Source organism: Pedococcus sp. P1_H8 (assembly GCF_056405175.1).
In genome coordinates this window covers 68,463-89,568 of sequence record NZ_JBFUCP010000002.1, presented here as the reverse complement: position 1 = coordinate 89,568, position 21,106 = coordinate 68,463, and the positions used below count along the sequence as shown (strand labels likewise).

Genomic DNA, 21,106 nt, shown 5'->3' with positions numbered 1-21,106 from the left:
GGGCAACGCAGGAACGGGCGAACCGGGACGTCTCGCACGCTACACCGCCACTGCCTCATGTCACCCATTCGTCAGTGGACTGCAGGTCAGCCGCCGCGACGATGGTCACATGGGACCGACAAACAGCTCCCCAGGTCGTGACAACGGCGCCCGAACGGCAGGTGCCTCAGGGCTCGGCTTCGTGCTCCTGCTGCTGATCGGCGCCGGCATGGCGAGCGTCCCTGGAGGGCACGACGCCACCGCCGCCGTGAGGACGTACTACGAGCAGCACGCTGGGGTGGTCGCCATCGCCCAGGTCGTCGAACTTGACGCGACAGCGCCGTTGGTCGTGTTCGTGGTGGGGTTTGCTCGATCGACCGCCGTCGAGGCCAGCAGACCCGTTCTGGTGGCCGGCGGTGGCATGGCGACCGCTGCCGTCCTGACCGTGGTGCCTCCACTGTGGCTGTGCGTCGTCGCCCCCACTGCGTCGTCCGCCCTGGTGCACAACCTCGCTCAGCTTTCCGACTGGGTCGACGTGCTGCTGTTCCTGACCATCGCCTGGTTCGCCGCGACCTGCTGGCGTCTTTGGCGGGGACCGGGATGGCTGCGTTGGACCTCGTTGGGAGTGACTGGGCTGTGCGCGCTGCGGTCGCTGGAGATCGTGTTCGGACGGACTCTGCTCGAGGTCGCTGCGCCCATCGCTTTCCTGGTCCTGGTCGTCGCGCTCAGCGTGCATCTGCTCCGTGGCCCTCCCAGACCGGCCGATGGGCCCACCTGAACCCGTTGCCGGAGTGCTGCTCTGGAGTGAATGCTCCAAGGGGCCACTTGTCCGGACTGCCGGCCGATGATGACAGACAGGAGCGCCATGTCGAACCACGCGGCTTCGGGTTCCCTCGGGCTGTGCTTTGCCCATCCTGATGACGAGAGCTACTCGACGTACGGAACCGTTGCATTGCATGCCTCCGACGAGAATTTCCGGCTCAATGTCCTGCACGCCACCGATGGAGGAGCGGGCGATGTCGCTCCGGGCATGTCGGTGGATTCCTCGTCCCTTGGACAGCACCGGCGAGGAGAGGCCGAGAAGGCGTGGCGCGCGGTCGGTCGGGTTCCGGACCGGGATATCTGGCTCGGCCACGACGACGGAAACGTGAGCGCTGTGGGGCATGACCGACTCGTCGAGGAGGTGTCCGCCTTCCTCGACGACGTGCGCCCTGACGTCGTGGTCACGTTTGGACCCGACGGCGTCACCGGCCACCACGACCACCTCGCCATCGGGCGCGCGACCGGCGAGGCCTTTCACAGGGTCCGCCGAGACGGGGGACTTGGTCTGCACCGGCTGCTGCACACCGCCATCGCCGCCACCCCGTTCGCCCTTCACCAAGTGGCGCGCGCGGCTCGCGGGCTGCCCCCTTGGGACCCCGATGTCACCTACCACCTTCGTGCTGTTCCCGACGAAGACATCGGAGTGCTCGTCGACACCCGATCCGTCGCCGATGCCGTCGTGGCCGGCCTCAAGGAGCACTCCACACAACGAACGGCCCTCTTCGACCCGCAGGGTGACGATCTCGAGTGGCGGCGCTACGCCAAGCGCGAGTTCCACGTGGTGGCCTGGCCGCCGCGACCCCCGGGAACCCCTGTGTGGGCAGACGTCTTCGAGGGAATGAGAGTGTGATGTGGCTGCGTGATGACCGGGATGAAGCCTGGACAGAAGAGGCGGTATCGCCCCGGGAGTCGGCTGTCTGTCCCGGAATCAGCAACGATTCCCGTCACGGTGCGGTGCAGTGGTCCACCCTTGCGCCATGAGCGATTACGACGTGGTGGTGATCGGCGGCGGCGCCGCCGGGCTGTCGGCCGCCCTTGTTCTGTCCCGGGCTCGGCGCACGGTCCTGGTGGTCGACTCCGGGTTGCCTCGCAACGCTCCCGCCGCCCACATGCAGGGCTTCCTCTCCCGTGACGGTATGCCGCCCGGCCGGCTCTTGCAGGTCGGGCGCGAGGAGGTGACGGGGTACGGCGCTGAGCTGCGCACCGGTGTCGTCACCGACGTCGTGCCTGACGGCACCAAGGGATTCTGGGTGCTGCTCGGGGACGGCACGCGCGTGTCAGCTCGGCGGTTGCTGGTCACCACTGGGCTGCGGGACGAGCTTCCCGAGATACCCGGCTTGGCCGAGCGGTGGGCGCGCGACGTGCTGCACTGCCCCTACTGCCACGGCTGGGAGGTGCGCGACCAACGGCTCGGAGTCCTGTGGAACGGCCCGGAGACGACTCGGTACGCCCAGGTCGTGCGGCAGTGGGCCCGCGACGTCGTCCTCTTCGTGCCGGCAGACACCCTCACCCAGGCCCATCGTCCGCAGCTCGTCTCGCGAGCGATTGGCATCGTAGAAGGGGACGTGGCAGAGCTCGTGGTCGAGGACGACCGCCTCAGCGCAGTGCGGATGACCGACGGTCGAACCGTTGCGCGCGACGCGGTGTTCGTCCCGCCGCGGTTCGTCCCCAACCACGACCTGCTCACCCATCTGGGCGCCGACCTCGACGACCAGGGGTGGGTCGTCACGGGCGCCTACGGGTCCACCAGCGTTCGTGGTGTGTGGGTGGCGGGCAACGTCGCCAATCCGCGAGCGCAGGTCATCACCGCTGCCGGCGAAGGGTCCGCAGCGGCGATCGCCATCAACACGGACCTGGTCGACGACGACGTCCAGGCCGCAGTCCGCGCCTTCTACCTCTGAACGGCCTCGCCGGGAGGGGTGGGGTCAAGGACCTGCACGGAGAGCAGCGTGACGCCGAGGTCCCGGATCCTGGCCAGCAGTCCGTGCAGCTGAGCCTGATCAGCAATCTCGCCCGTCAACGTCGTGGTGCCGTCAGGCTCGTGGGCCAGGGTGAGGCCTGCAAGCCAGGCCGACCAGTGCTGTCCGAGCTGTCCGTCCACCCGTAGGCAGTAGGTGGTGGGGACCGGTCGACTGCCGGACCAGGTCATCGCGCACCGACCCTGGTGGTCAGCCTGCCGGGCAGGCGCTCGGGGCTCCGTCTCCTGCTGCGTCGGATGACATGCTCCGCCACCGCGAGGTTGATGACCCAGCCGGCACCGAGGCTCAGGTCCTTGGTGAGGACGCTGGTCCCGAAGACCCCCTCCCCCACTCCCAAGGTGAAAACCTGGGTCCCCGCACCGAGCGCCAGGGCATAGGCGCGGGTCATCCAGGCCCGATGACGCTGGATGTCGCCGCGGCGGACTGCCGCAAAGCCGAGGGCGATGCAGGCGGCCATCCCCGACCCGAAGGCGAGCCGGAACACGTAGGCCAGCTCGCCCGTGCCGGGCTGGCGGGGATAGAACTGCGTCATCCACAGCGCCGAGCCCGCCACGGCCAACCCCAAGCCCACGAGGGCTCGTCCAGCGCCGCGGTGCCAGCCGGGCCTGCGGCGCCGCAAGGAGGCGGAGAACTGGAAGGCGCCGAGCACGGCATACGTGAGGGCACAGGTGATGTGCACGACGACAGGCACCGGCGAGGCGCTCAGGCGCGGATTGGCGGGCAGGACGTGTGGGCCGCCCGCGAGCTCGAGCAGGCGCAGCGAGCCCGCGATGGCGGGGATGACGACCAGCGCGACGAGTGCGAACGGCACCCACCCGGTCGACCTGGCCGACCGGGTGGGTGCCGCAGGCGCGTGGACGGTCACTTGGCGCCGGCCAGGTCGCGCTGGGCGTTGGCGGAGCCGGGCGCGAGCTGCGCGGTGCGGGGGCGTCCCTCGCTCCACAGTGAGTAGCCGAGTCCGACCATGGCGACGCCGATCGGGAGGGCGAAGAGCCTGAAGTTGACGTCCGGCACCAAGGGGATGGCGATCGTGGCGACCGTTCCGGCTGCGAGCACCACTGCCGCCCATCGGGCGAGGACGTTGGCCCGGAAGAGAGCGACGCCGAACAGGAAGCCGCCACCCAGATACGTGAGGGCGTTCACCAGGTTGAGGGGCTGCATGAGGCCGATGTCGCCGGTCGCGTGGCCAGCCGTCGCGACGGCGAGGACGTCCGTGACGTAGCCCGGTGAGGTGACGGCGATGGACGGGACGACGACCAGACCGACCACTTCGATGCTCAGCATGATGAGGTACCCGACCGCGAACAGGACGTACCCGAGCAGCCCCAGCACTCTCGTCTGCCTCACCTGGCGCAGGTACATACCGGTGATGCCAGCCAGCGAGAGGACGGCCATGACCACCTTCGTGCCCTGGCGGACCTTCCACTCGGTGGTCGTGACGAAGGCGAGGTCCAAGGGAGGGTGCTTGATCTGGACGGCGATGAACAGCAGCCCGGCGACCACGGCGCACAGGCCGGCCGCGCGGGTGAGCTTGGTGGTGGTGATGGTCATGACGGACTCCTGGTTCGAGGTCCTCGGCGAGGCGCCGCGAGGGTGACTCGAAGGTAGGCAGCCGGAGGGTGGGCGGGCGTCACCCAACGATGTGACCGACAGGGTGACTTTGCGTGCGCCACCGATCTTCGGGCGCTACCGATCTTCGGGCGCTACCGATCTTCGGGCGCTACAGCAGGCCGCGCTCGCGGGCGGAGCGGACCGCAGCGCGGCGGCTGGTGACGTCGAGCTTCGTGAAGATGTGCTTCGTATGGGTGCGCAGCGTGTTGTGGGACACGAACAGCTCGCGGGCGATCTCAGGTCCCGTCAGCTCGCTCTCGAGCAGTCGCAGCACCTGGAGCTCGCGGTCGCTCAGGAGGTCGGCCGAACTGCCCATCGGTCGCTGGACGTCCTCGGCCAGTCCACCCCTACGGGCTCCCCCGTGCCCGAGCACGCGACGCGCGTGGTGACCGGCGTCGCCGTCCATCTCCGCAGCGCGCAGCAACTCCGCCATCGGCGGGCCTTCGTCGAGGAAGAGCCGTACCCAGCCCTCGGGTTCGGGCGCTCTGGCCCAGGCCTGGGCCAGCGACTGCACCGCCTGTTCGCGCTGGCCCAAGGCGTCCTGTGCCAGGGCGGTCAGCATGCCTGCCTCGAGGAGGCTTCCGTGGCGACCAGAGGTCTGGGCGGCCTCGTGCAGTCGCGCCAGAAGGCCCAACGCCCCGTCGAGCGCCTCCGTGTCCGGACGCGTCCGGTGCTGCGCGATCAACAGCCGCACCAGGCTGAGGTGGTCGAACTCGCTGAGGTACCGGGCCTCGTCGTCGACGGTGACGCCTCGTTCAGCTGCCCACTCGGCGGCCCGTGACAGGGCGCGCTGACTGACCCAGACCCGCGCCCTGAGCGCCGCGATGGGACGTACCTCTGGAAAGAACCCCGGCCGATAGAGATCTGCCGCGCGGTCGAGCAGGGCGACGGCCTCGCGCGGGTCGCCCTGGGCGGCGGCGACCCGACTCCTGGCCACGGACCACCGGAAGAGGCTCTCGTTCATGGGCGCACGCTCGCCCAGGGCTGCGGCCGCCTCCAGGTGTCGGATGGCGCCGTCGAGATCGCCTGCCTCGTAGTCGATCTCGCTGAGGCCGACGTGCAGGTCAGCGGCTGCCCGGGCGACCGGTTCACCATGCGCCTGGGCGACCTGCATTGCCCGCGCGTAGAGCCGGCGCGCCTTGCCCGGTCGGCCGGCGGCGAGGGACAGGTCTGCGAGCACCACCGCGCTGCTGAGCTCGTCGACGAGGTTCCCTGCCGCGTGCAGACTGGCCACCGCCTCGGTGAACGTGTCCAGTGCCCCCACCACGTCACCGTTCGCCCAGGCAGCAAGCCCGAGGAACCCGGCTGCGCCGCCACGGGCAAGGTGGTCGTCGGGGCCGGCCAGCTCGAGCGCACGGCGCGCATGGGCCACGGTGCCGGTCACGTCACCAAGGGCCTGCGCCAGTGAGGCCCGGTGCACGGCGATCGTCGCCGGCAAGGTGCGCAGCTCGTCGGTGTCAGCCCACGGCGGCGCCGACGCTTCCTGCCCTGCGGCGAGCGCACTTTCGGCGTCGTCGAACCGCTCTTCAACCCCACCCAGGTCACCGGAGACCATGAGCATGTAGGCATAGAAGACACTCAGCACGGGACTGCGCCGGACCGCGGAGTCGGGGAGCGCCCTGAGCCAACCGAGCAGCACGGCTTCGCGCCGATGGCGTCGGATCGACGGAACCGCCAGCTCCATCAGGTAGGCCGCGTGGTCGAAGTCCCCGGCCTCCAGGGCGTGCCTGACCGCGTCCTCGACGAGGTCCTGGCGCTCGAACCAGCCGCTGGCCCGCTGGTGCAGCATCGCGACCAGGTGGGGCCGCTCGGCAAGCAGGCGCGCCCTCAGCACGTCGGCGAAGAGGTGGTGGTAGCGGTACCAGTGCCGCCGGTCGTCCAAGGGAACGAGGAACAGGTTCGCCCGCTCCAGGGCTTCCAGGGTCCGGTCGCCGTCGTCGCGGCCGGTCAGCGCGTCGCACAGCGGACCGGCGAGTCGGTCCAGGACGGCCGTCTGCAGGAGGAACTCACGGACCTGCTCGGGTTGGTGCGCCAACACCTCCTCGACCAGGTAGTCGACGAGGTAGCGGTCGTCTCCGGCGAACCGGGCGATGAAGCCGCTGACGTCGGAACGCCCGCGGAGCGACAGGGCTGCCAGCTGCAGAGCGGCTATCCATCCCTCCGTGCGCTCCTCGAGCGCCGCGACCTCCAGTGCGGTGAGGTTCAGTCCCGCGGAGGCGTTGAGGTATGCCGTGGCCTCCTCGGGCGTGAAGCGGAGATCTGCGGCACGGATCTCGACCAGTTCTCCCCGCACCCGCCACCGGGGCAGCGGTAGGTCCGGGTCGGCGCGGGTGCTCAGCAGTACGTGGATGTTCGCAGGAAGGTGCTCCAAGAAGAACGTCATGCCCTCTCGCACGTCCTGGTCGACCACCACGTGGTAGTCGTCCAGGACCAGCCAGACCTCCCCCGGTGCCGTGGCCAGCTCGTTCAACAGCGGGGTCAGCACGCCCCCGATCGACATCGGTGCGGACGCGATGCGTTCCAGCGCACCGGCGCCGATGCCGGTCACCGCCGTCTGCAACGCCGTCACGACGTAGCTCCAGAACGACGCTGCCTCGTTGTCTGCGGTGTCGAGGGAGACCCAGGCGACCGGTCGGCCGGCAGCTCCTGCCCCGAGCGCCCACTCCGACAGCAGCGTCGTCTTGCCGAACCCGGCCGGCGCGGAGACCAGCGTGAGCCTCGTGAGTCCTCCCGCATCGAGGAGCTCGTGCAGCCGGGTGCGTCCCACCAGACCCTGTCGCAGCCTGGGAACGTACAGCTTGGTCCCGATCAGCGGACGTGCCACACGCATCCCCGTTCGACGGTGCGCCACGGGTGCGTGGCGTTGCCCGGCCAACGCTAACGCGCCGGGCACCGGGCGGTGCTCCACTGACCCTCAGAGCTGGGTGTCGAGGTAGGCCTGCAGGGCGTTCACGGTCCGTGCGTTCCAGGTCGTAGCCCCGTCGCGTGCGATCCCGAGGTAGGACTGCATCGCAGCCATCGAGAGGGGGCCCCACTGGCCGTCGACCGTGGTCCCGACCCGAGCCTGGAGAGCCCGAATGCTCGTGGAGCCAAAGGTTCCGGTGACCGTCACTCCCAGCCAACGCTGCAGTGCGGAGCTGGTCGACGGCCTGAACACACCGTCGACGACCAGCCGTGTCCCGAGCAGTCCGTCGGTGGCCTTCGCGAGCAGGACCCGGTATGCCGCCGCGTTGACCTTGGCCCGGAACGCCGGGTCGCTCGCCGCCTTCGCGCTCACGGCAGTGACCATCGCCGGCAGTACAGCGGGGTTCACGGTGAGGACGATGTCGCCACCCGCCGCGATGAAGCTGGTGGCCCGTGTGCCGGGCGACCACGCCGCGACCTGCTTGGCGTTACCCAGGTCGTCACTCACGACGACACCCGTGAAGCCGAGGTCTGCACGGAGCATTCCCGCGATGACCGTCGGCGAGAAGGCAGCCGGTCGGGCCGCGTCGATCCTGGAGTACACGGCGAGCGACACCATGACCATGCGGGCACCAGCGGTGATCGCCGAGCGAAACGGAGCGACGTCCCCCGAGGTGCGGGTCGTCACCCTGTCGGTGACTCCGGCGGTCGTGTCGGTGTTCGCCGTCACGTGGCCGAGGCCCGGGAAGTGCTTGGCCGTCACCGCCAGGCCGACACTGCGTTCGCCCCGGACGATGTCGCTGCCCTTGGCGCCGACCACCGTTGGTGTGTAACCGTATTCGCGGTAGTAGTGACCGATGGGAGTGTTCTTGGTGCCGAGGCTCGCGGGAACCGTGTCCACGACCGGGGCCAGGTTCAGGTCAACGCCCGCTCGCGACAGCTGCCGTCCCCAGGACCTGGCGTTCGCCGTCAGGGTCGCATCGGTCCAGGTGCCCTGGGTCAGGGCCGACGGGATGCGACTGAAGCCGGCGCCCTGGAGCACCTGGACCTGCCCGCCCTCCTGGTCCGCGGAGACATAGAGCGGAACCCCCGCCGTCGCGGCGGCGGTGGTCAGCCGGTCCGCGCTGGCGGCAAGGTACCGCACCGGTGCCGCCCCGGCATACGTCCGGCCTGTGAGGACAACATTGCCGACGTGGTGGGCGGAGATCGCCGAGGCCGCGGCGGCGGACAACCCCGTCGCAGGGGTCCCGACCATGAACAGCTGGCCGATGCGCTGCGCCTCGGTCATCCTCGTGAACACGGCCTGCGCGAGGCTGGCCGGTGTCGCGGCGAAGCCCGGGCTGGACCCGGTCGTCAGCATGGTCGTCATGGTGGTCGTCAGGGCGATCGTCAACGCCCCGAGCACCGCAGCAGTTCTTGTCGGTCGCCCGCGTTCCATACCTCGAAGACGAACGACTGGGGCAGCCGGTTGTCTTCGGTCACCCCTGCCGGGCGCCCACCGGTTCGGCCACCGGCTCGGCAGGCACCGCCATTCGCTCGATCCGGTCCTTGTGGGTGACGCTCAGGTAGACCACGACGGAGAGGATGGTCCCCAGAAAGAGAACGCTGGTGCCGAGGGTGCCCAGCCCGGCTCCGCCCTCATCCCGCCCCGACGCCAGGAAGTCACCGATGTTGGCGCCCAGTGGACGGGTGAGGATGTAGGCCAACCAGAAGCACAGGACAGGTCCCGTTCCCAGCTTCCACGCTGCGAACACGGCCGCGATCAGACCCAGCGGCAGCAGGACCGAGGGGCCCGCCGACCAGCCGGTCAGCTCGAGCGTCCAGTCGCCGGCGGCGGTTCCCAGCGCGAAGGTCACGAGGACGGTGAGCCAGTAGAAGGCCTCGCGCAGCGTCGTGGCGATGGAGTGGATCGACATGGTGCGCTCCCGGGCGTACCAGACGGCGAAGACGGCGGCGAGGACCACGGCGAACACCGTTGTGCTGATCCACAGTGGGACGCCGATCCCGTCGGTGAGGTTGTCCGTCAGGAGTGTCCCCACGACGCTGATGAGCACCACTGCCAGCCAGTACACCGAAGGCACGTACTGGCGGAGCCGGAACTGCGCAACGAGTACGGCGATCAGCGCGACTGAGAAGACCAAGGTTGTCTTGCCCAAGCCGAAGCCGAGGGTCTCGTTGATGTAGTCCGCGAAGCTCTCCCCGACCGTGGTGCACAGGATCTTGATGATCCAGAAGTACACCGTGACCTCGGGGACCTTGTTGAGCATGGCGCGGCGTTGGTCTGTTGCAAGCGTCGTCATGGGGGAACGGTCTCAGGGGTCCGCTGAGCAGACCCTGAAACTTCCCATCGAAATCTGCTGCGGACGACGCGCGCCCGGTGGAGGATCGAGGTGGACGGAGCCGTCCGGTGCCGGCCTGAAATCTCGAAGGAGTAGTCGTGTCGAAGTACATGGTCTTCTACAACACCACCGGCGCCATGCGTGCCCAGATCGCGGAGATCCCGCCCGAGCAGGCGGCGGCCGGGATGCAGGAGTGGATGGGCTGGGGCGATCGGGTCGGGGAGCGACTCGTCGACATGGGGTCGCCGCTGGTGAACGAGGGCGACGCCGACGTACAGGTGTCTGGTTACTCGGTCATCGACGCCGACTCCCAGGAGCAACTGGACGGGTTGCTCGACGGACACCCGCACACCGCAGCGGGCGGGACGATCTCGACGCAGAAGTTCATGGAGATGCCTGGCATGTGACTAAGAGGCCGAACGGGCCCGCGGCAGGCACCCGCGTCAGCCGTAGCGCTGTCCGAGCGGTACCGTTCCCGCCGCCTTGGCCACCTGCGCCGACACCGTGGACCTCTTCGTGAGGGCCTCTCGGCCTCCCCCGCCGGAAACGCCGAGCGTCATGACCGGCCCGACGCCCTTCGCGTAGAACTTGTACTCGAGGACGTCGGGTTGGATGGTGATGGTGTCGCGGGTCAGCAGCACGTCACCGAACTTGCCGGCCGGCACCTCGGCGAACTCGCTGACACTGAGGATCTGGCCGTTGTCCTCGGCCTGCCCCTTGTAGAACTCCTGGCGGTACTTCATTCCGACCTCCGGCCTGCCGGGCATGACCACCCCCGCAAGGGCACCGTCGACCCCTGCCTCGAAGGAGCCCTCCCTCGAGGAGACCTTGCCGTCCTCGAACTCTGCGGTGTCCTCACCGAGATACCAGATGGTGCCGTCGCTGTGCTGCGCGTAGTAGTCGAACGTGTCCTCCACGATCCCCTCCTTGGCGGTGACCGTGTCGCGCACCACCCGCGCGGTGACACCGTTGGCCATCACGCGCGTGCCACTCGTGACGGTCACGAAGACCGTGAGGGCGCGACCCTCGTCGTCGACCTCGGAGTAGGTCCACCGGGTGCCCGCCTCCATCGGCCAGTAGGGGTTGTCGATCACTGTGGTGAAGTCGGTCGGCTGCATCGAGACGCTCTGACCACCCTGGGGCAGACCGACCGGCCCCGGCTCGGTGGACCGCGTGGACCCGGCCGAGCCCGTGGACCTGCTGGACGCGGTGGAGCCGCTGGACCCGTTGGACCCTGTGGATCCTGAGCATCCTGCCGCGGCGAGCGACACCGCAGCGACGATTGCGACTGCAGCCGCCACGGACTCCGCCCGCATGGTCGGGCCCGCGCCCTGGCTACCCGTTCTCGCGGTCTGTCTTGCTACCCACGACGTGGAACTGCTCGTCGAGCTGGACGTCCACCTGGCTGCCATCGCCCAAGGTGACCTCCACCTCATACAGGCTCTCCTCATCGCCCACCTCCGTCTCGGTCACGCGGCCACCACCGGTCTCGGCGAGTGCGGCCTCGGTGGCCTGCCGCAGGGCAGGCCCCGTGATGGGCCGGTCCGCGGAGTCGTCGTCTGCGCCGGTTGCGACTGCCGCGCCGGCCCCGAGAGCGCCCACCAGGCCAAGGGCTCCGACGAGGGCGATCGCCCGCCCTTTCGTCATCCGAGTGTCCATGTCGGTTCTCCTTCCGGTTCACCCAGAGACTAGGTCGGCGAGATGAGGTGACCATGAGCTCTCATCCGGATCTCACCTGGCTGCCTACCATGGAGGAGTGCACCTGCTGCTCGTGGAGGACGAGCCGAAGATGGCCCAGCTGCTCCGGCGCGGGCTGGGCGAGAACGGCCACGTCGTGGAGGTGGCACGCACAGGGGAAGCAGCGCTCGACGCTGCGACGACCGGCGAGTTCGACGCCGTACTGCTCGACGTGATGCTGCCTGACATCGACGGCTTCGAGGTGTGTCGGCGCCTGCGCCGCAGCGACAACTGGGCCCCGGTCCTGATGCTGACCGCGCGCACCGCGGTGCGGGACCGCATCCAGGGCCTGGACGTGGGCGCCGACGACTACCTGACCAAGCCGTTCGCGATGGTGGAGCTGCTGGCCAGGTTGCGTGCCCTTGCGCGTCGAGGGCCGGTGCCGCGGCCCGCCCTCTTGGTCGTGGGTGACCTCACGCTGGACCCGGCGATGCGTCAGGTATGCCGTGGCGTCGAGTCCGTCGTCCTCTCCGCCCGCGAGTTCGCCCTCCTCGAGGCCTTCATGCGCCGACCGGGCCGCGTGCTCACGCGGGACCAGCTTCGTGATCTGGTCTGGGACGTCGCGCAGGACGGCCACTCGAACGTCGTGGATGTCTACGTCCGCTACTTGCGCGAGAAGGTCGACCGGCCCTTCGGCCGCAGGTCGCTGCAGACGGTCCGCGGTGTCGGATACCGACTCGACAGCACCGGACGATGAGGGCCGCGAGCCGACTCCCGATCCGCCTCCGGGTCGCGGCTTCCTTCGCCGTGGCGACCGCCCTCGCCCTCGCTGCTCTTGGCACGTTCGTCTACGTGCGCGTGGACACCACGCTGACGCAGCAGAGCCGTGCGGCCATGGCCACCCAGCTGGACGCGCTCGCTCGGGTCCCGTGGCCAGCGCGCGCCGACGCCACCACGTCCATGACGGGAGAGTTCTTCGCCCAGATCACGACGCCGGAAGGTCAATTGGTGGCCTCCTCGCCGCAGGTGACGGGCGCGGTGCTGGGCACCGCCGATGCGGGCCGCTCGACCCGCGTGAACCAGGCCATCGACCGCCCGGTCCGCCTCGTCGGCGAGAACGAGCCCGAAGGCGGCCTGCTCCTCGTCCGCCGGGTCTCAGACCAGGTCCTCGTGGTCGGCACCTCGCAAGCCCAGACCGAAGACGCCTTGGGCGGGATCGTGTCGCAGTTCCTCGTGGGTGGTCCGTTGGCGCTCATCCTCGCGTCGGCCCTGGGGTACCTCGTGGCTGGTTCGGCCCTGCGTCCGGTCGAGCGCATGCGACGGAGGGCAGCCGAGATCTCCTCGACCTCGACGGGCTCGAGGCTGCCGCTGCCGGCTGCCCGTGACGAGATCCACCGACTCGGCTCGACTCTCAACGACATGCTCGACCGGCTCGACTCCGCGGCGCAGCAGCAGCGCCGCTTCGTCGCGGAGGCCAGCCACGAACTGCGCACACCACTCTCGCTCCTGCGCGTCGAGCTCGACCTCGCGCTGTCCCGGCCGCGCTCCCGCGACCAACTCGTCGCAGCGCTGACGTCGGCGAACGAAGAGGTGTCGCGACTCACCGCACTGTCCGAGGGTCTCCTCACCGTGGCGGCGACAGACAGCTCGCCACTGCCCCTCGAGAACGCCGCCGTGGACATCGGCCAGCTGGTTCACGGTGTGGCGCAGCGCTTCTCGACTCGGGCCGCCGCAGAGGGCCAGCGCATCGAGGTGCGTGCTGATGAGTCGTTGACGATCCGTGGTGACGTTGTCCGACTCGAGCAGGCGCTGGGCAACCTCGTGGACAACGCGCTCAGGCACGGCGGCGCGGACGTATGCCTCGATGCCTCACGCCAGCCCCACCGGGTGGCCATCACGGTCAGCGATCGTGGCCCCGGAATTTCCGAGGACCTGCATGGGCGTGCCTTTGACCCGTTCAGCAGGGACGCAGCCTCGCGGCCCGGCCGAGGGCACGGCCTGGGCTTGGCCATCGTGGACGTCATCGTTACCGCACACGGGGGGACGACCACCATCGGCCCGCGCTCTGACGGCCCCGGGACCGGGGTCACGCTGACCTTTCCCGACGCTCCCGCCTAGCTCACGAACGCACCTAGAGCCACATGTGGATGCGGACCGTCGTGCCGGCCTCGCTGGAGCGGACCTGGACGAGGTCGCACAGCTGGTTGGCCATCCACAGGCCGCGTCCGTGCTGCTCCTGCCACGGCGGCTGGCGTCGTCCGATCATCGGGTCGGCGATGTGGCCGCGTCCGCGCACCTCGCAGACCAGCGCGTCGTCCTCCTCCCAGATGCGCAACTCGCTTGCGCCATGGCCATAAACCGCACTGTTGAGGGCGACTTCGTGGACGGCGAGGGCCAGGTCGTCGCTGCGCTCAGGCGTCAGGCCCACCGACGAGGCACACGCCCCGACGTCAGCGCGAACCGTGGCCAGGTCACCGCTACCGAAGACTCGGTGGGACACGGCAACCTCGACCGCTCGAAGGTCGGTCTCGAACATCGTCACCACGTGGTGGGCTCCGCCGTAGGTGGTGCTCCCACGATGCGTCTCGATGTCGACGACCACAGGGTGTGAGCGATGCGCCTCCGCCACCACGTCCTGCGGAAGCGAGCCCACGTCATAGGGGCACATCAGCCAGAGGGGGGTGTCGGTGTCGACGGCCATGTTGAGCAGCGCCTCGTGCATCTGGCATTCGGCGAGCTCGGCGAGCCGTCTGCCGTGCCAGATGGGCTCACCGATACCCCTCACCGGTCGCCCGGGGTGCGCGTCCGTGAACCGCTGCCACGCCGGAATGATCCGCGCCGGGTTCGCCCCGAGCTGAACCATGTCGAAGAACTCCACCTGGTCGGCGTGTCCACCCAGGGCGTCGCGCAGCAGGTCGATGTGCGAGGGGACCACCGCGACCATGACCGGCTGGCCTGCGCTGAGCCCTTGCGTGACGAACGGGACCGTCCCAGCAAGGAACTGGTCGTCACCTGACCAGAAGAATGCCTCGTGTCTGTAGCCGTCGTGGGTCCGACGCGCTCCGGCTGGGCCGCGCCCGGTAGCCCCACCCTCCACTGGGGTGTCGACCTGATCGGTTCCCTGCGGCGACGTAGCCGCTCCCTTCACAAGGGCCCGTCGCTCAACGCGGCGGACAAGCGTGTGCAACGTCTCCCCTGAGATTACGCCCGAATCGCCTGCTGGAACCCCTGCCAAGCGGACCAAATCGCTTACCTTCCGCTGTCGCGTCGGAGCCGTTCACCCTCCGGAGGTCGCACACGAGTCCAAGCCTCCCAACTGTGCGGTTCTCATCCATCTGTGGGACGTGGAGGGCGACTGTCTCGATCATCCTTGACTTGGGGTAGTTGATCGCATCTTGCGGTCACTTGAATCGGACAGGGGTTTGTCGTGGGCGTCAATCTTGTTACTCGGGTTCGCAACTTCTACATCCAGAACCGCACGTTCACGGCATCCGACCACGATGTCCAGGACGGCTGCGTCACTCCCGGCCAACATCGCCTCCTCCGCTTTGACTTCCTCTCGCACAACGCCGGGAACGCCGACCTGGTCGTCGGAAGTCCTGCTGCGCGGCCGGACCTCTTCGTCTGGTCGGCAGGTCACGGTCACTACCACCTCAAGGACTTCAACGAGTTCCTGCTGTTCCGCAGCAACGGCAGCCTGGCCACTGTCGGATACAAACAGGCGTTCTGCGCCATCGACATCGAGAGGATCTCTGCCACCGCCTCGCCGTCCGGGCGGTTCCACGACTGCAACAGTGATCAGGGCATCTCGGCCGGGTGGGCGGACGTGTACAGCTCCGGACTCCCCTGCCAGTTCATCGTGATCGACGGCATCGCCGACGGGGACTACACGCTCCAATCGACGACGAACGCCAAGCACAAGGTCGGCGAGGACTGCTTCGGCGACAACACCATCTGGACCGGGTTGAGACTCTCGGGCAACACCGTGACCACCATCGACCCGCCCTACATCCCGGAGGACCGCATTCCCTTCGACCGAAGCCGGGTCAGCGCACAGCAGGTCGGAGGACGCTGGAAGGTGGTCGAGAACAACAGCCACTGGATGCTCGACACCGGCACCTCCCCCTGGGAGGCACAACGGGCCGTGGAGGTCATCAACCACTACAAGCTCGCGTCCATGTGCTTCGTGGGCAGGCCACGCTGCGGAGACGTCGAGCCGATGATGTACTGGCTCAACGACTCCGGCCGGGCCCCCAGTGGCAGCATGCCCGGCGAGGACTGCATCCCCTTCGACCGGGACCACCTCCAGGTCCTCCAGGTGGGCGATCGCTGGAAGATCGTCGAGGGAACCCACTGGCTCATGGACTTCGGCCCGGGGCAGGGCAACGCCATCGCGGCTCTGCACTTCATCCGCAAATACCGGTTCGACTCGATGTGCTTCATCGGACGACCCGGGCCCTCGATGACCTACTTCAAGACCAACGGCCGCGGAAGGCCTGAGATCGTCATCCAGATCGATCCTCGCCGCCTCGACATCACCCTCGACGAACCGCGCTGGCGGCGCGAGCTGGCGGTGGCAGCCGACGAGCTCGCCCCCACGGTCGACCTCACCGACCACTGCCCCGGCGACGGGCCTCGGACCCGGACCTTCGGCAGGATCGAGATCGAGGTGAAGGACCGGGACCTCTCGAGCATCACCGAGGTGCACGGAGTCACGGGGCTCAGCACCGCCGGCGAGACAGAGATCCGGCTCGGGGCCAAGGCATCAGTCGTCGACCTCGGGCTGGCCCACTTCGGCGGCACGGTGAGCATCACGGCCTACGCCGGGACGAAGCAGACCGGCGAGGCAACGGTGGACACCATCCCCCGGCACTTCCAGAACATCCGCCTCGTCGCGCCAAGCATCGACCGAATCGTCATCACCGCGGACGGTGCCGAGGACTCACCGGTCCTGGGGTACGTGCGCTTCCAACCCAAGCGTCGCAACGCCGCCACATCCCAGTAGCGGCAGGCGCCATCGAAGCAGTCAATCCTGACGACTTCCTCGACCATGTGAAACAGCCCCTCATCTGCGTTTCCGCTGTGCAAGGGGGCTGTCTCGTTGGTGGGCAACACTGGGTTTGCGGACTCGGGCACTACGCGAAAATCCCGATGCCCTGACCCCGGCCGGGTGGTCATGATCAAGGAGTGACCCCTCCCGCACCACTCCCGCGCACCGCGCTGGTGCTGGCCCTCCTTGCCGCCCTCACGGGTTGCTCGGGCACGGCCTCGCCCGACGGCTCATCGGGCGCCCAGACGTCCGTGGCCAGCACGACGCCGAGCGCCACCAGCGCCGTGGCGGACCCCAGCCACCCAGTTGGAGTCATCGCCATCGGCCACTCGGCGATGACCGGTTTCCAGTCCGACCCCGACTCGCCCGGCGAGAACGCACCCGCCAACTCCTGGGCGACCGGCACGAACCCGACCGTCCAGAGCATCTACCAACGGATGGTCGCTGCGTTGCCCGAGACCAGGGACCACGTGGCCAACGTCTCGCGCAACGGTGAGAAGGCCGACGGCCTGGAGTTCCAGGTGCCGGCCGCGCTGAAGGTCGTTCCCACCCCGCGGCTGGCGCTGGTGCAGATCATGGACAACGACATCCGCTGCGACGGCACCGATCCCGCGCACCTCCCCGAGTTCCGGGCGCAGGTCCGTGCAGCCGTCCAACAAGTGGTCGCCGCGTCGCCGAAGGTTGTCGTGCTGCTGGTCGGTGGCCAGGGCCGCCCGGCTGGTTACGCCGCGACGATCGCGGCGCTGCCCCAAACCCCCGTCGACCTCGTCGGCACCGGCCCTTGCGACATGTTCAGCAAGAACCGCGTCGTCAACCGAACTGCCGTGGCCCACGTGACCTCGCTGATAGCCGCCTACGAGGCCGAGTTCGTCGCAGTCTGCAAGGGCATCCCGCAGTGCCACACCGATAACGGCGCTGCTGCCTCCGCCGGCGACCGGCGTGAGGACCTCGGCAACGACCTGGGCCATCAGTCCATCGCCGGTCACGCCCGGCTGGCCGAGGTGCTGTGGCCGCAGGTGTCGCGGCTCCTCGGGGTGTCCTAAGCGACGGTGAGCGCAGCTGACTTGTGTGGAAGAGGGTCGGGGCAACCTGCGTGAGGTCCTCCGACCTCTGGCGGCGAGCCCTCGCCGACGAGGCACAGGCGTGGCGCGACCGGGGTGAGGAGGCCGGCCCCGTGGTGGAAGTCATCCTGGCGAACTCGCGGCAACGGAAGAGGTCAGATTTCGCCTGCCGCAGCAGACAACGAAACAGCCCCTGAGCCGCGTCTCCGCAGTTCAGGGGCTGTTCATCGATGGTGGGCGATCCCGGGTTTGAACCAATGACCTCATCCGTGTCAACGACTTTCACACTGTCCGTAGCCGTCTGTCGGCGTCCCTTGTGCGCACGAACCACTACCCCAGTGTCCGGGGGACTCCGCTCGAGTCCGCGGTCGCTGTCACTCGTCTAGTCACTCACGCGCCCTGGGGCGTGAAGCGTCGAGCTCCCCCGCTGAGCCCGCGGCACTGGGCCGCCAAACGGCGCGCTGTGTCACGGATTGAGGGGTTGGGGGACGAGCACCGCACAGCTCACGAGCATGTCAGTGCGATGATTCCCATGCCGGACTGGTGCGTCAGACAAGGCCGGCCCGGTGGGCGAAGACGACGAGCTGCACCCGGTCGCGGGCGCCGAGCTTGGTCTGGATACGTGAGACGTGCGTCTTCACCGTTGTCTCACCGATGAACAGGCCATGAGCGATTTCGGCGTTCGACGCGCCGCAAGCGACTAGGCGAATCACTTCCGACTCGCGCGGTGAGAGCCGTTCGAAACCCATCGACGCGCTCACGTCCGGTCGGTACGTCAGATTGCCCACCAGCCGAGTCAGCACCTCCTTCTCCAAGGTTGCCTCACCCCTGGCAACCGACCGGACGGCGGCGGCAAGCGACTCCCGCGGCGTGTCCTTGAGCAGGTAGCCACTGGCCCCGGCCCGGAGCGCAGCGAGGACCAAGTCATCCGCACCGAACGTCGTCAGGATCAGGATCCGTGTTGGTGAACCCGCTTCGACGATTCGCCGGGTGGCCTCGATGCCGTCCATATCCGGCATCCGGATATCCATCAAGGCCACATCCGGCACGAGCATGCCGATGACCCCCACGGCCTCAGCGCCGTCGGCCGCTGTCCCGACGACGGTGAAGTCCGGCTCGGCGTGCAACAGCGCGGCGACCCCGTCCCGGATCAGGGACTGGTCGTCGACCACGACGATGGTGATCACCGACCCTCCCCCAGCGGGAGAACCGCTCGGACGCGATAGCCCCCTTCGGCGGCCGGGCCTGCGATGAGGTCGCCACCGCAGGCGACGACCCTCTCGCGCATCCCGGCGAGGCCGAAGCCCGCGCCGCCGTGCCCTTCGGATGGGCCGCCCCGGTCGCGGACCTCGATGATCAGGTGGGAGTCGTCCTGACTGATGCGGACCCGCGTCGGGGATTTGCCGGCGTGCCGCATCACGTTCGTCAATGCCTCCTGCACGATGCGGTATGCCGCGGCCGACACCTGAGGGCTCAGAGACGGCGTTGCGGGGAGGGTCTCCATGACAACGGGCAGCCCGGAATGCCGCATGCGGCCAACCAAGTCGGGTAGGTCCAACCAGTTCGGGGCTGGGGCAACCCCCTCTGGGAGGCCCGGCTCGCGCAGCTCCTCCAGGAGGCGTCGCGTTTCCGTAAGTGCCTGGCGCCCGGTGCTCTGCACGCTCTCCAACGCCTCCCGAGCCCCGGCCGTGTCGGATTCCAGAAGCATTTGGGCCAGCTCGGCCTGCACCACGACGACGGACAGGCTGTGGGAGACGACGTCGTGAACCTCGCGAGCCAGACCCAACCGCTGGTTCGCCGCCCGGACCTCGGCTTCGGCCGTGGTCGCAGCCGCAAGCCGATCGCGCAGAGACCGCTCATGACGAAAGCCGGCACCGAGGGCAAAGATCCACCAGGCGTTGAACCCCCACGTCCATGCCTCGGCAAGGCGGTCGGCAGGACTGACCCAGACTTCCGCAAGGACCGGGATCTCGGGCAGGACGAGGGCCAGGTAGCGGGTCCAGGACTGGCCATACCTGCCGCAGGCGAAGATTGCGACAACCAGCATGTAGATGGCAGACGTGAGGAAGATGTACATAGCCGGGGTGCCAGTAGCAAGCAGAACCGCCACGACCGCAAACAGCGTCGTAGTGGGCATGGTGCGCCTGAAACACAGAGCCGCCGCTGCCACCGAGTAGGCCAAGGCAAATAGGGGTTTGGGTCCATGGATCAGGTCGGTCAAGGCCCCTGTCCCCCACAGCTCAAGCTGCGCAGCGACCCAAAGGACCCCGGGCACCCCCCAGTCCCGCCAAGACAACTGCCGAACCAGCCCCGACATATCCCAAGGCTACGCGCGCCGAGTGGCGCCGACGTCGTCTTGCGGTCCACAGGCACCACCCCGCGCCGAGCTCTGCCCGCACCAGCCCACTTCGACGTTGCTGCGAGCGCAGTCCTCCAGCGTCCAACACAGCCACGTGACCTCTTCCGTGTCAACGACTTTCGCACGGTCCGGGACGTCCGTGGGCGTCCTTCTGACCACGGGCCGCTCCCCCCAACGTCCGCCGAGCAGCCGCGGCTGGTGGCCGCGTCTCTGCTGCGGCCGACTCGCTCCCCCTGAGCGTCATGTCGCCGCGATCCCGCACGAGCCAGTCTCGATGGCTTCGAGGTCGTCCATGATCACCTCGTGGAAGAAGCCTTGCGCGCCCAACGACACGTGCACCACCTCACGCGTGGAGATTGGTTCGCCGGAGGCGTCGAGCAACGCCGTGAGGTGGACCGAACCCGCTCCCCGGTATGAGCCCCCGTCTGAACCCGCAAAGACGAGACTCTGGTAGCTGCGAACCAGGTTGTAGTGAATCCGATCGCCGACGAGAACTGCATGCACCTTCTCGATCTCGGTCCCTCCAACCGCGGTCAACACCAGGTCGCCGCAGACGAAGCTGGCCTCGAACGGCGACACCTCGACCGTGTGCAGCATCGGCGGCTGACCGGCCCAGGCGGCGCCCGTGGCGCACGCGACCGCGAACACAGACGCGACGGCGATGCCAGCCCGACGGGTGGCGGTCGCGGAGCGCCTCAGGCCTGCGCCTCGGTTGAGGTCTCTCATGGTCTTGCCTTTCGTGTGCATCGGCATTTCAGGCGGAGGACATGGCCGTGCGGGCGAGCGAGCTCCACACCAGCACCGCGGCAGATGCGGCCGTCGCTACGGCCCACCAGCCGGTGCCGATGGTTCGGTCGGACCCAGTCGCGAGCAGATCAACGGGCAAGGCGGGCTGGGCGATCAACGTGCCGAGCACGGCCAGGGCCAGCAGGGCCGCGACGAGGTTGCCGGGCTCGGGCTCGCCGTGTCTGAAGAAGGCGGAGGAGAGCGCCAGCGCGAGCGCGACCAGTCCGAGTGTCTCCCAGGCGAGCAGGTTCAGTGGAAGCGAAGGCGACCCTGAGCTCAGCACCGCCGCAACCGCCGTCGCGGCCAGCGCGGTGACCACTATCCCGGGGAGGAGGGTTCGTAGCCGGCGGGTCAGCAGGGGCGTCGGCACCACGCCCGTCGCCTCCGCTGCCGGGTCGTCGAGGAGGTATGCCGTACCTGCGGCCAGCAGGACGACCGTGAGGTGGGCCAGAAACAGGGGCACCTCGCCACCCCGTAGGAGCAGCGTCGCTGTGAGCGCCAGGACCAGTGCCGTCCCGCCGCTGGCGGCTGGCATGGCC

The 21,106-nt window shown here is 68.7% G+C and carries 21 protein-coding genes; 8 read left to right on the top strand and 13 right to left on the bottom strand.

Going from position 1 to position 21,106, the window contains the following annotated elements:
• The first annotated feature begins 109 nt into the window (after positions 1–109).
• The 3 genes from AC1DYG_RS02420 to AC1DYG_RS02410 all read left to right on the top strand — a co-directional run bounded on the left by AC1DYG_RS02420 (position 110) and on the right by AC1DYG_RS02410 (position 2,702).
• A complete protein-coding gene (locus AC1DYG_RS02420) occupies positions 110–757 on the top strand; it encodes a hypothetical protein (RefSeq protein WP_477638305.1) in 648 nt (215 codons plus the stop codon).
• Positions 758–844: 87 nt separating this feature from the next.
• Positions 845–1,651, top strand: coding sequence for a PIG-L deacetylase family protein (locus AC1DYG_RS02415; RefSeq protein WP_477638304.1), 807 nt, complete (start codon positions 845–847; stop codon positions 1,649–1,651).
• A 127-nt stretch (positions 1,652–1,778) separates the two neighbouring features.
• The gene (locus AC1DYG_RS02410; protein WP_477638303.1) at positions 1,779–2,702 is read left to right on the top strand and encodes an NAD(P)/FAD-dependent oxidoreductase; all 924 of its coding nucleotides are present in this window, start codon (positions 1,779–1,781) and stop codon (positions 2,700–2,702) included.
• On the opposite strand, the gene AC1DYG_RS02405 is transcribed toward AC1DYG_RS02410, so the two are convergent.
• From AC1DYG_RS02405 to AC1DYG_RS02380, 6 genes are all read right to left on the bottom strand, one after another.
• Positions 2,693–2,950: a hypothetical protein gene (locus tag AC1DYG_RS02405; protein ID WP_477638302.1), complete on the bottom strand. Its 258-nt coding sequence runs from the start codon at positions 2,948–2,950 to the stop codon at positions 2,693–2,695. The two genes, AC1DYG_RS02410 and AC1DYG_RS02405, sit on opposite strands and share 10 nt — an antisense overlap.
• Positions 2,947–3,591 (bottom strand): DUF2306 domain-containing protein, encoded by a 645-nt coding sequence (locus AC1DYG_RS02400; protein WP_477638301.1) that lies wholly within the window; start codon positions 3,589–3,591, stop codon positions 2,947–2,949. Before AC1DYG_RS02400 ends, AC1DYG_RS02405 begins: the two co-directional genes overlap by 4 nt.
• Positions 3,592–3,641: 50 nt before the next feature.
• Positions 3,642–4,331, bottom strand: a complete 690-nt coding sequence (locus AC1DYG_RS02395) for a hypothetical protein (protein ID WP_477638300.1) — start codon at positions 4,329–4,331, stop codon at positions 3,642–3,644.
• A gap of 169 nt (positions 4,332–4,500) precedes the next feature.
• Positions 4,501–7,215, bottom strand: a complete 2,715-nt coding sequence (locus AC1DYG_RS02390) for a winged helix-turn-helix domain-containing protein (RefSeq protein WP_477638299.1) — start codon at positions 7,213–7,215, stop codon at positions 4,501–4,503.
• Between the two features lie 90 nt (positions 7,216–7,305).
• Positions 7,306–8,733, bottom strand: a complete 1,428-nt coding sequence (locus AC1DYG_RS02385; RefSeq protein WP_477638298.1) for a glycoside hydrolase family 3 N-terminal domain-containing protein — start codon at positions 8,731–8,733, stop codon at positions 7,306–7,308.
• Between the two features lie 40 nt (positions 8,734–8,773).
• Entirely contained in the window at positions 8,774–9,595 is an 822-nt protein-coding gene (locus tag AC1DYG_RS02380) for a COG4705 family protein (RefSeq protein WP_477638297.1), read from the bottom strand.
• Positions 9,596–9,732: 137 nt separating this feature from the next.
• Between AC1DYG_RS02380 and AC1DYG_RS02375 the strand changes: the two genes are divergently transcribed.
• Positions 9,733–10,041, top strand: a complete 309-nt coding sequence (locus tag AC1DYG_RS02375) for a hypothetical protein (RefSeq protein ID WP_477638296.1) — start codon at positions 9,733–9,735, stop codon at positions 10,039–10,041.
• A 36-nt stretch (positions 10,042–10,077) separates the two neighbouring features.
• Here AC1DYG_RS02375 and AC1DYG_RS02370 read toward each other — a convergent pair whose 3' ends face one another.
• Positions 10,078–10,935, bottom strand: a complete 858-nt coding sequence (locus tag AC1DYG_RS02370) for a hypothetical protein (protein ID WP_477638295.1) — start codon at positions 10,933–10,935, stop codon at positions 10,078–10,080.
• 34 nt (positions 10,936–10,969) lie between these two features.
• The gene (locus AC1DYG_RS02365) at positions 10,970–11,293 is read right to left on the bottom strand and encodes a PepSY domain-containing protein (protein WP_477638294.1); all 324 of its coding nucleotides are present in this window, start codon (positions 11,291–11,293) and stop codon (positions 10,970–10,972) included.
• 97 nt (positions 11,294–11,390) lie between these two features.
• Between AC1DYG_RS02365 and AC1DYG_RS02360 the strand changes: the two genes are divergently transcribed.
• Positions 11,391–12,068, top strand: coding sequence for a response regulator transcription factor (locus AC1DYG_RS02360; RefSeq protein WP_477638293.1), 678 nt, complete (start codon positions 11,391–11,393; stop codon positions 12,066–12,068).
• Positions 12,065–13,429, top strand: coding sequence for a HAMP domain-containing sensor histidine kinase (locus AC1DYG_RS02355; protein WP_477638292.1), 1,365 nt, complete (start codon positions 12,065–12,067; stop codon positions 13,427–13,429). Before AC1DYG_RS02360 ends, AC1DYG_RS02355 begins: the two co-directional genes overlap by 4 nt.
• 13 nt (positions 13,430–13,442) lie before the next feature.
• Here the strand turns inward: AC1DYG_RS02355 and AC1DYG_RS02350 are convergent, their stop codons facing one another.
• Positions 13,443–14,408 (bottom strand): anti-sigma factor RsbA family regulatory protein, encoded by a 966-nt coding sequence (locus tag AC1DYG_RS02350; RefSeq protein ID WP_477638291.1) that lies wholly within the window; start codon positions 14,406–14,408, stop codon positions 13,443–13,445.
• A gap of 330 nt (positions 14,409–14,738) precedes the next feature.
• Here AC1DYG_RS02350 and AC1DYG_RS02345 point away from each other — a divergent pair, with 330 nt between their 5' ends.
• On the top strand, positions 14,739–16,316 hold the full coding sequence (locus AC1DYG_RS02345; RefSeq protein ID WP_477638290.1) for a lysyl oxidase family protein: 1,578 nt from the start codon (positions 14,739–14,741) through the stop codon (positions 16,314–16,316).
• A 182-nt stretch (positions 16,317–16,498) separates the two neighbouring features.
• Positions 16,499–17,404, top strand: a complete 906-nt coding sequence (locus AC1DYG_RS02340) for an SGNH/GDSL hydrolase family protein (RefSeq protein ID WP_477638289.1) — start codon at positions 16,499–16,501, stop codon at positions 17,402–17,404.
• 566 nt (positions 17,405–17,970) lie between these two features.
• On the opposite strand, the gene AC1DYG_RS02335 is transcribed toward AC1DYG_RS02340, so the two are convergent.
• The 4 genes from AC1DYG_RS02335 to AC1DYG_RS02320 all read right to left on the bottom strand — a co-directional run bounded on the left by AC1DYG_RS02335 (position 17,971) and on the right by AC1DYG_RS02320 (position 21,102).
• Positions 17,971–18,609, bottom strand: a complete 639-nt coding sequence (locus tag AC1DYG_RS02335) for a response regulator (protein ID WP_477638288.1) — start codon at positions 18,607–18,609, stop codon at positions 17,971–17,973.
• Positions 18,606–19,643: a sensor histidine kinase gene (locus AC1DYG_RS02330; RefSeq protein ID WP_477638287.1), complete on the bottom strand. Its 1,038-nt coding sequence runs from the start codon at positions 19,641–19,643 to the stop codon at positions 18,606–18,608. Before AC1DYG_RS02330 ends, AC1DYG_RS02335 begins: the two co-directional genes overlap by 4 nt.
• 378 nt (positions 19,644–20,021) lie before the next feature.
• Positions 20,022–20,507: a hypothetical protein gene (locus AC1DYG_RS02325; protein ID WP_477638286.1), complete on the bottom strand. Its 486-nt coding sequence runs from the start codon at positions 20,505–20,507 to the stop codon at positions 20,022–20,024.
• 28 nt (positions 20,508–20,535) lie between these two features.
• A complete protein-coding gene (locus AC1DYG_RS02320) occupies positions 20,536–21,102 on the bottom strand; it encodes a hypothetical protein (RefSeq protein WP_477638285.1) in 567 nt (188 codons plus the stop codon).
• Between the last annotated feature and the right edge of the window lie 4 nt (positions 21,103–21,106).